The sequence below is a fragment of the Microbacterium sp. Bi128 genome, from assembly GCF_918698205.1.
On record NZ_CAKKMM010000339.1, the window covers coordinates 1 to 4569 of the forward strand.

The following is a 4569-nucleotide window of genomic DNA, read 5'->3' on the forward strand; positions in this document are numbered from 1 at the left end:
GTCGTGCACCGTTCGACCGCTCGCCAGACGCCGCACGACGTCGGCATGCGCGCGCACCCACCCGACCCGCAGGCCACCCCAGACGGTCTTGCCGAGGGATCCGACGCGGATGACGCGATCGAGGTCGGGAAACGCGGTCCCCGTCGTCCTTCGATCGATGTCGAGCTCCGATGTCGTCTCGTCGAGCACCAGGAACGTCCCCGCCCGTTGCGACCCGTCGACGAAGGCGTCCACCTCCCCCGGGCTCATCGTGCGGCCCGTGGGGTTCTGGAAGTCCGGCATCAGGTACGCGAGAGCGGGGAGCACGCGGGCGAACGTCTGCGCGGCGCGATCGAGATCCCATCCGTCGTCGGTCGACACCGGAACGCCGACGAGTCGCGCGCCCGCGGCGCGGAAGGCGTCCGCCCCGTGCGGGTAGGTCGGCGTCTCGATCAGCACCCGATCGGCGCGGGACAACAGCACCGAGGCGATGAGGTGCAGCGCACTCTGCGCACCGGTGGTCACGAGGATCTGGTCGGCGCGCGTGGGCAGCCCGCGGTCGCGATAGCGCTGCGCGATCGTCTCGCGCAGATGCGGGTCGCCGACCACGTCGTAACCGGTGCGGGCGACGAGGGCGGCGGCATCCTGCGCCACCTCCGAGATCACCGCCGGAAGACCGGGCCACGCCGGTGGACTCGCCTGCTGCAGGTCGATCACGCCGTCGCGGCGGTCGTCCGCCCCGGGGTCGTTGCGGCGCAGGGGCAGAGTGATGCTGCCGCTTCCCCGGAGGCTCTCGATGTGCCCGGAGTCTCGCAAGCTCCGGTAGGTGGCAGCCACGGTCGTGCGGCTGAGGGCCAACGCCGCCGCAAGCTCGCGCTCCGCCGGAAGCGCCGTGCGAGGGGCGATGCGATTGTCGAGGCAGAGCAGACGGATCCCGTCCGCCAGCGCTTCGTAGGCGGGGCCGCGGCCGCGCCACCCGCCGAGTGCTTGCGCGAGAGCACGCGCCGAGATCCGGGAGTCCATGGGGCCAGAATAGACCGATTGGACCTCTGGGCTACACCCAATCCCGTGATTGGATTTGGCCGTGGCATCCAGGATCCTTCGTCTTCTCATCGGCCTCGCCCTCTACGGGTTCGGTTGTGCCCTCACCGTCGCCGCCGGGCTGGGAGTCGACCCGTGGACCGTGTTCACCGAGGGACTCGCGCGCGTGACGGGTGTGGGCGTCGGATGGATCACGAACATCGTGGGCCTCGGTGTGCTGCTGCTGTGGATCCCGCTCCACCAACGGCCCGGGGTCGGCACGATCGCGAACATCCTCCTCGTCGGCACGAGCATGCAGCTCGCCCTCGGAGCACTTCCCCACCCGCACTCCCTCCTCTGGCAGGCCGCCATGCTGGTCGCCGGCGTCGTCACGGTGGCGGTGGCATCCGGTCTCTACATCGGTGCGCACTTCGGCCCCGGGCCGCGCGACGGTCTCATGACGGGCCTGCACGCACGCTTCGGCTGGCCGATCTGGGCGTGTCGCCTCGGCGTCGAGGGCACGGTGCTCGTCGCGGGGTGGCTGCTCGGCGGCACCGTCGGGATCGGGACGGTCGTCTTCGCGCTCGGCATCGGACCCCTCGTGCACGTGGCACTGCCGCTCTTGGCCGCACCCGAGCCGCAGCGACGTCCTCGTCGCGCGGCCCGGGTGTGACGAGCGGTGGTCAGTGCTCCCGGAATTCGGGGCGGTCGCTCCCCGGCCTCAGGTGCGAGTGCAGGGCGTTCTTGGCGATCGCCATCGTGGGATAGACCCCGAGACGCTCGTCCTTGCCCGCCATGTGCACGGCATAGCCCTCGGCATCCTGCTGGATCTTGCCGACCACGCCGTTCGAACCGTAAGCGACCCAGAGTCGTCGCGTCGTCGTCTCGGACATACTGTTCCTTTCGTTCGACCTGGCCGGAGAGTACGCCCGCGGGCGACGGCCCGCCAGGGGGTCGACCACGCCGTGCGCGGTCACCGATATCCTGGACCCCGACCCCCAGTAGCTCAGTGGATAGAGCAGCGGCCTTCTAATCCGCCGGTCGCACGTTCGAATCGTGCCTGGGGGACCGAGATGGCGACCGACCCCCTCACTAGACTGAAGGGATGGTAGGCGCATCTGAGAACGACCGGCTCGTGTGGATCGACTGCGAGATGACGGGCCTCGATCTCCCCGTCGACGAGCTCGTCGAGATCGCGATCGTCGTGACCGACTTCGAGCTGAACGTGCTCGACCCGGGTTTCCAAATCGTCATCAAGCCCGACGACTCGGCCCTGGCGAACATGGGCGAGTTCGTCACCGAGATGCACCGCTCGTCCGGGCTTCTCGACGAGATCCCGAACGGTGTGAGCCTCGCGGATGCCGAATTCCAGGCGCTCGAGTACATCCAGCGCTTCGCACCGGTCGAGGGCAAGGCACCGCTCGCGGGCAACACCATCGGCACCGACCGGATGTTCCTCGCCAAGTACATGCCGCGCGTCGACCGCTGGCTGCACTACCGCAACGTCGACGTGTCGAGCATCAAAGAGCTCTCGCGCCGCTGGTATCCGCGCGCCTACTTCAACGCCCCGGCCAAGAACGGCGGCCACCGCGCCCTCGCCGACATCCTCGAATCCATCCGCGAGCTCGCCTACTACCGCAAGGCCGTCTTCGTGCCCGAGCCCGGCCCCTCGAGTGACGACGCGAAGGCTGCCGCATCGTCGGTCGTTTCGTCGTTCGCGCGCGACGTATGACATAATCGTTCAGTTGTCCGCTGCGGCAGACACATGGTGGCTATAGCTCAGTTGGTAGAGCACCGCGTTGTGGTCGCGGGGGTCGCGGGTTCAAGTCCCGTTAGCCACCCCAGCATCGAAGGCCCGCCTCCCCGGCGGGCCTTCGTCATTCCCGCCGAGACCTCGCGGGACTCGTAGAATCGATCGGACGACGCGGCTCGGCATCCCGTCGCGATCGTCCGCTCAGCAGGGAGGCCTCATGCACGAAGACGTCGACGCGCTCCCTCCCCTCGACCTGGATGCGACCGCGTTCGAGGCCCTCGTCGTGGCCGAACTCGACCACCTGCCCGACGACATGGTCGAAGGTCTCGACAATGTCGTCTTCGTGGTCGAAGACCGCCCGGAGGACGGATCGCTCGATCTGCTCGGCCTGTACGACGGGTGGGCGCTGACCGAGCGCGAGCGCTACGGCAGTGGCGAACTCCCCGACCGGATCATCCTCTACCGCGAACCGCACCTCGCCGCCTGTACCGACGAGGACGAGCTGCGCGACGAGATCCACACGACCCTGGTCCACGAGATCGCGCACTTCTACGGGATCGACGACGCCCGACTGCACGAGCTGGGGTGGGCGTGATGGCCGGTCTGGCCTCTCCCGAGCTCGACGAACTCACCGAGATCGAGGTCGCTCCCCCGGTCTCGTGGCAGACCGTCGTCTGGAACGACCCGATCAATCTGATGAGCTACGTCGTCCACGTCTTCCGCTCCTACTTCGGTTTCGACGCGGACACCGCACACCGTCTGATGCTCGCCGTGCACCACGACGGCCACGCGGTGGTCGCCCGTGGCCCGCGCGAGGTCATGGAAGTCCACGCTCAAGCCATGCACGACTTCGGCCTGTGGGCCACGGTTCGGAAGGACCCCGCATGAACGACCGCATCGTCGTTCTCGAGGTCAGCGGCCTCGAGGCACTGCACCTGGCGGGCATCGTCGGGCAGTTCCGCGACCTCGTCGTCGGTACCGGGCACGAGGACGACCCCGCGGTCGCGCGGCTCCTGCCCGACGCCTACCCCGACGACGAGGCCGCCAGCCGCGAGTTCCGCCGCCTCACCGGCGCCGACATGCTCGACCGCCGCGCCGAGGACGCGCGGACGGTCCTCGACACCCTGGGGATGGACGGCGTCGCCCTCGATCCGACGAGCGACCCCGACACGACGATCACGGTCGCGCTGGGCGAGAACGAAGCCCGCGCGTGGATGCGCACCCTCTCGGCGGTGCGCCTCGTGCTCGCCACGCGGCTCGGCATCCAGGACGACGACGACCATCGCCCGGATGACGCCCGCTTCGGCATCTACGACTGGATCGGCTACCGCCTGGACGGGCTCGTCACGGCGCTCGACCGGAATCTGGACCCCCCGCCGACCGAGCACTGAGGGCCCGATTCGCTACGGCAGGCAGAGGACCAGCGACGCGAGCGTCTGCGGCTCGTCGCGCAAGAGGTGCTCGTCTTCTTGCTTCGCCCACCGCTCCCAGTGCGGACGGTACGTGTCACCGTCGCGGTGCAAGGCGCGGTCCTTCCGCGAACGATCCGGCGCGTCCACCCACACGCGGACGTCGGCCAGAGGGGCCGCGGCAGCGGTCAAGAGCCCCGAACCCTCGACGACGAGCGGGAGCGACGGATCCACCGCATGAGCCTCGGCACGCTCGCCGGTCTCCCAGTCCCAGCGCTGCCACACACCGATCGTCCCCTTCGCGTGCGGGAGCAGGATCGTCTCGCGCGCATAGCGCGCACCGTCGGCCAGGCCGTCCCAGCCCGGGTAGAGATCGTCGAGCGCCACCAGCTGCACACGACCCCGTCC

General features: G+C 69.2%; 8 protein-coding genes and 2 tRNA genes. 7 read left to right on the forward strand and 3 right to left on the reverse strand.

The window, feature by feature from the left end:
- Positions 1-1002, reverse strand: a 1002-nt coding sequence (locus LQV45_RS18475; protein WP_230008275.1) for a PLP-dependent aminotransferase family protein, incomplete at its 3' end; no start/stop codon positions are given.
- Positions 1003-1063: 61 nt separating this feature from the next.
- Between LQV45_RS18475 and LQV45_RS18480 the strand changes: the two genes are divergently transcribed.
- Positions 1064-1672, forward strand: a complete 609-nt coding sequence (locus tag LQV45_RS18480; protein WP_230008276.1) for a YitT family protein — start codon at positions 1064-1066, stop codon at positions 1670-1672.
- Positions 1673-1682: 10 nt separating this feature from the next.
- Here LQV45_RS18480 and LQV45_RS18485 read toward each other — a convergent pair whose 3' ends face one another.
- Positions 1683-1892: a methyltransferase gene (locus LQV45_RS18485; RefSeq protein ID WP_230008277.1), complete on the reverse strand. Its 210-nt coding sequence runs from the start codon at positions 1890-1892 to the stop codon at positions 1683-1685.
- Between the two features lie 102 nt (positions 1893-1994).
- Here LQV45_RS18485 and LQV45_RS18490 point away from each other — a divergent pair.
- The 6 genes from LQV45_RS18490 to LQV45_RS18515 all read left to right on the forward strand — a co-directional run bounded on the left by LQV45_RS18490 (position 1995) and on the right by LQV45_RS18515 (position 4143).
- Positions 1995-2067: transfer RNA gene (locus tag LQV45_RS18490), tRNA-Arg, on the forward strand.
- Between the two features lie 37 nt (positions 2068-2104).
- On the forward strand, positions 2105-2731 hold the full coding sequence (gene orn / locus LQV45_RS18495) for an oligoribonuclease (RefSeq protein ID WP_230008278.1): 627 nt from the start codon (positions 2105-2107) through the stop codon (positions 2729-2731).
- 36 nt (positions 2732-2767) lie between these two features.
- Positions 2768-2843 (forward strand) — tRNA-His (locus LQV45_RS18500).
- 126 nt (positions 2844-2969) lie between these two features.
- Positions 2970-3347: a metallopeptidase family protein gene (locus LQV45_RS18505; RefSeq protein ID WP_230008279.1), complete on the forward strand. Its 378-nt coding sequence runs from the start codon at positions 2970-2972 to the stop codon at positions 3345-3347.
- The gene (gene clpS / locus LQV45_RS18510; RefSeq protein WP_138172373.1) at positions 3347-3640 is read left to right on the forward strand and encodes an ATP-dependent Clp protease adapter ClpS; all 294 of its coding nucleotides are present in this window, start codon (positions 3347-3349) and stop codon (positions 3638-3640) included. Before LQV45_RS18505 ends, clpS begins: the two co-directional genes overlap by 1 nt.
- Positions 3637-4143: a DUF2017 family protein gene (locus tag LQV45_RS18515; RefSeq protein WP_230008280.1), complete on the forward strand. Its 507-nt coding sequence runs from the start codon at positions 3637-3639 to the stop codon at positions 4141-4143. The genes clpS and LQV45_RS18515 overlap by 4 nt, the downstream gene beginning before the upstream one ends.
- A gap of 12 nt (positions 4144-4155) precedes the next feature.
- Here LQV45_RS18515 and LQV45_RS18520 read toward each other — a convergent pair.
- Positions 4156-4569: hypothetical protein (locus tag LQV45_RS18520; protein WP_230008281.1), on the reverse strand; the 414-nt coding region annotated here is incomplete at its 5' end.